The organism is Bacillus sp. S4 (assembly GCF_040838205.1).
Classification (GTDB): Bacteria; Bacillota; Bacilli; order Bacillales; family Bacillaceae_G; genus Bacillus_A; species Bacillus_A cereus_U.
This window is the reverse complement of the sequence record NZ_JBFPJI010000221.1, coordinates 1-5,544: the sequence shown is the minus strand read 5'-3', so window position 1 is coordinate 5,544 and position 5,544 is coordinate 1. Positions and strand designations below refer to the sequence as shown.

Sequence of the window (5,544 nt, the reverse complement as noted above, 5' to 3'; positions counted from 1 at the left end):
GTATAAAAATGGTAATTGAATAATGTAGAACTCATTGGAATCTAATGAGTAGGTATCTTCATTGATGATAGAAATCAATCATAGTGAGGAGAAACAAAATGAATACGATGACTTTTGAAAAGTTACAGTATAACGAATTAATGGAAATAGTGAAATCTTATTGTGTAAGTGGATTAGGTAAGGAATTATTAAATAAATTAGAGCCGAGTACGAGTATAAAAGTAGTGAGAAATCGCTTAAATGAAACGACAGAAGCACGAGCTATAGTAGATGCAGAAGGGCATGTGCCTTTTTTCGGAATATCCAATATCGCTAGTACAATTCAAAAATTAGAAAAAGGGATGATTTTAGATCAAGCAGAGTTAGTGAGCGTTTCAGACTTTTTACGTGGGTGTCGAAAGATTAAAAAGTTTATGCTAGATAAAGAATTTTTTGCGCCAGTATTAGCTTCTTATGCAAATTCAATGACTGAATTTAAAAGTATCGAAGAAGAAATTAATTTTTCGATTAAGGGAAATAGCATTGATGCAGCGGCTAGTAAAGAGTTGAAACGAATTCGAAATAACATTGATTCTGTTGATGGAAAAATAAAAGAACGTTTAACGAAGTTTTTAAATAGTAGTGCAAATAAGAAGTATATTCAGGAATTCTTTATTAGTAAAAAGGATGATCGCTATACGATTCCAATCAAATCTACCTATAAAAATCAAGTTGCAGGAAGTATTGTTGAAGCATCTGCAAAAGGTTCTACTGTATTTATAGAACCACATACGGTTACAAAATTAAATGCGGAACTAGCAAGTTGGAAAGCAGAAGAAGCGATGGAAGAGTATCAAATTTTAGCGACTTTATCAGGAATGATATTAGAAAATATTTATCATATAAAAATTAATATGGAACTGATTAGTCAATATGACATGGTATTTGCGAAAGCGAAGTTTAGTAAAAGTATCGATGGAATAGAACCGAAGTTAAACGATCATGGTCACATTCATTTAGTGAATTGTAAGCATCCGCTTTTAACAGGGCAAGTTGTACCGTTAAATTTTGAAATCGGTCAAGAGTACCGTAGTTTAATTATTACAGGACCGAATGCGGGCGGGAAAACGATTGTGTTAAAAACAATTGGACTTTTAACATTAGCGACAATGTCTGGCTTGCACATCGCTGGAGATAAAGAAACGGAAATTGCTATTTTCGAAAATGTGTTTGTAGATATAGGTGATAATCAAAGTATTGAAAATGCACTAAGTACATTTTCATCTCATATGAAAAATCTGTCTGAAATTATGAGGATGTCAAATAATAATACGTTACTACTATTTGACGAAATAGGAAGCGGCACAGAACCAAATGAAGGTGCGGCGCTTGCGATATCTATTTTAGAAGAATTTTATCTAACGGGATGTATTACAATTGCGAGTACGCATTACGGAGAAATTAAACGATTTTCAGAAATGCATGGTGATTTTATGAACGCAGCAATGCAATTTAATAGTGAGACATTGGAGCCTCTTTATAAATTAGTGATCGGTAAATCTGGTGAAAGTAATGCACTTTGGATTGCAAATAAAATGAATGTAAAAGAACATGTACTGCAAAGAGCGAAAGAGTATATGGGAAATAAAGAATACGTTATAGAAAAAGTGAATGAAAGCAAAATTAGAAAACCGAAATTCGTGCAAGAAAAAAGAGAAAATGACTATGAATATAAAATCGGTGACCGTGTGAATTTATTGGATCATGATGATTTTGGTATCATCTATAAGGAAAAAGATAATTTCTATAATGTCGTTGTATATTATAACGGTGAATTCGTTGAAGTGAATGTAAAACGTATTACTTTAGAGGTAGCGGCGAAAGAATTATACCCAGAAGGATATGATTTAAATACACTATTTGTCGATTATAAAGAAAGAAAAATGCAACACGATATTGAGCGCGGATCGAAAAAAGCGCTTCGTAAAATTGAAAAAGAAATTAGAAAGAATAGAGGGTAATATAAAGTGATAAAGATTAGACAAGAACAACAAAATGATTATAGTAAGACTGAAGAAGTTGTAAAAGAAGCGTTTTTAAATGAAGAATTCAGTGATAAAACAGAACATGAACTTGTGAGTCGCATTAGAAAATGTGATGCATTTATTCCAGAATTATCAATCGTTGCGGCAGATGGAGGCATAGTCGGGCACATTATGTTATCAAAAATTACAATAGAACAAGACGGAACTTCTGTAGAATCATTAGCACTTGCACCAGTTTCAGTAGCTCCGGGCCATCAGAAAAAAGGAATTGGCGGAAAACTTATCGTAGCGGCGTTAGAAAAAGCGAAAGAACTTGGGTTTGGATCTGTTGTGGTATTAGGGCATCCAGAGTACTATCCGAAATTTGGTTTTAAGAAAGCAAGTGATTGGAACATAAAAGCACCATTTGAAGTGCCAGATGAAGTGTTTATGGTGATGGAACTTAGAGAGAATGCTCTTCAAGGTGTTGAAGGGGTTGTTCAGTATTCGAGTGCTTTTTCTGAATAAAAGTACCGATTAAGAAATGTAATCATAAAAAATGCTATCTTTTTGTAGGGATGTACAGAAAGATAGCGTTTTTTAGTAAGCAGATCTACTTACGTATATTTTGCGCGATGGATAATTGAGATGATAAGATTGATATAGAAATGTAAAGGGAGAGAATATGATGAAGACGCGAGAAACAGATAGTAATGGGAAATTAGTTACGTTATATGTTACGAGACACGGTAAAACAATATTAAATGCGAATCATCGCGTGCAAGGTTGGGCGGATTCTCCGTTAGTAGAAAAAGGTGTTGAAGTTGCCGCGAATCTAGGAATGGGATTAAAAGATACTCATTTTACTAGTGTATATAGTAGTGATAGCGGTCGAGCGATTGAAACTGCTAATTTAGTATTAAAATATAATGAGCAATCAAAGTTAAAACTTGAGACAAGAAAAGATTTACGTGAATTGAACTTTGGCACTTTTGAAGGCGAAAAAGTTGAAATTATGTGGGATGCTATCGGAAAAGCTGCAGGTGTTACATCACCAGACGAACTCATGAAGTATTCTATTGAAGAAGTTATTAATCTGATTAGAGCAGCAGACCCTACAAAACAGGCAGAAGATTGGGCAGTATTTTCTACTCGTATAAAAAAAGAAATTAATAGGATTAGTGAAGAAGCTGCTGAAAATGGTGGAGGCAACGTTTTAGTTGTGGCTCATGGACTTCTGATTACTGCATTAATAGAAATGCTGGATCGTAGTAAAACAAAACTTGGAGTGGAAAATGCAAGTGTAACGAAAGTTTTATATGAAGATGGGAAGTATACAGTCGAATCGGTTGGGGATATGAGTTATGTTGAAAAAGGAAAAGAAAGTGTGGAAATATAATAATATCTCAAATAGAAATAAGAACAGGAAGCTAGCAAAATCTAGCTTCCTGTTTTAGTTAGATGAATCATGGGATTAATAAAATCTTCCCAGTACTTTTTCGGCTCTCTAATAATTCATGTGCAAGAGCACCATCTTGTAAAGAGAATGTAGTAGGACTCGCGATGTTTAATTTTCCATTCGCAATCCATTCGAATAGTTGAGAGGAACGTTCTTTTCGCTCTTCGTAAGATATAAGTACATTCCAAAGGTCTCCGCCAGTTAAAGTTTTCGAAGTATCCATAAGCATACGTGGATCAACTGGCGCAGGATTACCACCGGCCATTCCGTAAAACACGACAGTACCACCAACTTTAGTCGCTTTAAAACTTTCCTCTAATGTAGAACCTACTGATTCATATACAACATCTACTCCAGTACCGTTAGTTATTTCAAGTACTTTCGTATGCCATGCTTCGTTATATAAAAATACGTGATCGGCACCGGCTAACGTAGCTACTTGTGCTTTTTCTTTTGATGATGTAAGACCGATTACTGTTCCGCCCTGTAGTTTAATCATTTGGATGAGAAGCTGACCAACACCACCAGCTGCGGCATGTACTAAAGCTATATCACCTTGTTTTATTTGATAGCTATCTTTCGTTAAATAATGTGCTGTTAATCCTTGTAATAAGATAGAAGCGGCTGTTTCAAAAGAAATAGAATCTGGAAGTGGAATTGCTTTTTCTGATGGAACAGCAACTAATTCTGCATTTGCAAATGGAACGTCAGCAAATGCAATGCGGTCTCCGGGATTGATAGTAGTAACGTTAGCTCCTACTTTTTCAACAATACCAGCCCCTTCATAACCTAATATATAAGGCGGATTACCAGCGAGATGATAATCGCCGCGGCGTCTATAAATATCAGCGAAATTTAAACCAATTGCTTGCATGCGAACAAGAATTTCATTTGGATTTATGATTGGATCAGCTATTTCTTTATATTGTAGTACATCAGCATTTCCAAACTGTTCGAAACAAAGTGCTTTCATATGGAATACCTCCATTTATATTGTTTGTAGATGTTCTTTATCATACAATACAAATATCAATAGACAAAGAAGATTATTTCGATGGAATCAATCGAAAATATCGATTGAAAAGGGGAATAGCAAATGGAGATAAAACAATTAATTACATTTAAAGTAGCGGCAGAGACTTTGAACTTTACCCAAACTGCGAAGAAATTAAACTTTGCCCAATCGAGCGTAACAGCGCAAATTAAAACGTTAGAGGCTGAACTCGGTACGCCGTTATTTGAAAGATTAGGGAAACGTCTTTTCTTAACTGAAGCAGGGAAGAAGTTTCAACTATATGCCGATAAGATGATTGCGCTTAGTAACGAAGCGAAAATGGCTGTGAAAGATGATGAGGAAATAGCAGGTACGTTAATAATTGGTGCGCAAGAAAGTCAATGTACATATAGGCTCCCTTCCATATTAAAGACGTTTAAAGCACAATTCCCCAAAATAAAACTTATATTTAAACCAGCGCATTCCAATAAAGATGCGAAGGAACAATTGATGGAGGGGAAAGTAGACCTTGTATTTATTTTAGACGAATGTAAAACAGAAGACGTTTTACATGTAGAGCCACTTATGAAAGAAGAATTAAAAGTAGTAGCTGCTCCTACGCATCGTTTACTTGAACAATCTTCCGTTTCTATAAAAGATTTAGAGAATGAAACACTTTTATTAACAGAACTCGGTTGCTCGTATCGGACTTTATTTGAAGAGCTATTTCGCGCAGAAGATGTATACCCAGCAAATAAGATTGAGTTTGTTAGTGTCGAGGCAATTAAACAATGTGTCATTGCAGATTTAGGTATAGCTGTTTTACCGGCAATAGTAGTAGAAAAAGATATACGAGAAGGAACGATAAAAGAGTTATATTTAGAAAATACAATCAGTCCGATTTATACACAAATTGCTTGGCATAAAGATAAATGGATGACAGCTCCGTTACAGCAATTTATTGATGTAACGAGGGAGTTTTTTGCAAGGGATTAAGTGGAGAAATATTTGTTTTATATGTAAGAAGAATAGCACTTTTGTATATAGGGAACCGATACTTGGATGAAACAAGTATCGGTTCTTTATAG

Annotated in this window: 5 protein-coding genes; 4 read left to right on the top strand and 1 reads right to left on the bottom strand. The window is 34.9% G+C overall.

Annotated elements, in window-relative coordinates; all coding sequences use genetic code 11:
- The first annotated feature begins 98 nt into the window (after positions 1-98).
- The 3 genes from AB3X48_RS16890 (at position 99) to AB3X48_RS16880 (ending at position 3,402) form a co-directional block, all read left to right on the top strand.
- Complete coding sequence (locus tag AB3X48_RS16890; protein WP_088099399.1) at positions 99-2,000, top strand: endonuclease MutS2; 1,902 nt, start codon at positions 99-101, stop codon at positions 1,998-2,000.
- A 6-nt stretch (positions 2,001-2,006) separates the two neighbouring features.
- Positions 2,007-2,531, top strand: a complete 525-nt coding sequence (locus AB3X48_RS16885) for a GNAT family N-acetyltransferase (protein WP_016105585.1) — start codon at positions 2,007-2,009, stop codon at positions 2,529-2,531.
- Positions 2,532-2,691: 160 nt separating this feature from the next.
- Positions 2,692-3,402 (top strand): histidine phosphatase family protein, encoded by a 711-nt coding sequence (locus tag AB3X48_RS16880; protein WP_033714743.1) that lies wholly within the window; start codon positions 2,692-2,694, stop codon positions 3,400-3,402.
- Between the two features lie 67 nt (positions 3,403-3,469).
- Here the strand turns inward: AB3X48_RS16880 and AB3X48_RS16875 are convergent, their stop codons facing one another.
- The gene (locus AB3X48_RS16875) at positions 3,470-4,435 is read right to left on the bottom strand and encodes a quinone oxidoreductase family protein (protein ID WP_367959750.1); all 966 of its coding nucleotides are present in this window, start codon (positions 4,433-4,435) and stop codon (positions 3,470-3,472) included.
- A gap of 123 nt (positions 4,436-4,558) precedes the next feature.
- Here AB3X48_RS16875 and AB3X48_RS16870 point away from each other — a divergent pair, with 123 nt between their 5' ends.
- Positions 4,559-5,452 (top strand): LysR family transcriptional regulator, encoded by an 894-nt coding sequence (locus AB3X48_RS16870; protein WP_088099397.1) that lies wholly within the window; start codon positions 4,559-4,561, stop codon positions 5,450-5,452.
- Positions 5,453-5,544 lie beyond the last annotated feature (92 nt).

Coding starts and splice junctions, on each gene's coding strand:
- AB3X48_RS16890 (WP_088099399.1), top strand. CDS start 99: ATGAATACGATGACTTTTGAAAAGTTACAGTATAACGAATTAATGGAA.
- AB3X48_RS16880 (WP_033714743.1), top strand. CDS start 2,692: ATGAAGACGCGAGAAACAGATAGTAATGGGAAATTAGTTACGTTATAT.
- AB3X48_RS16875 (WP_367959750.1), bottom strand. CDS start 4,435: ATGAAAGCACTTTGTTTCGAACAGTTTGGAAATGCTGATGTACTACAA.
- AB3X48_RS16870 (WP_088099397.1), top strand. CDS start 4,559: ATGGAGATAAAACAATTAATTACATTTAAAGTAGCGGCAGAGACTTTG.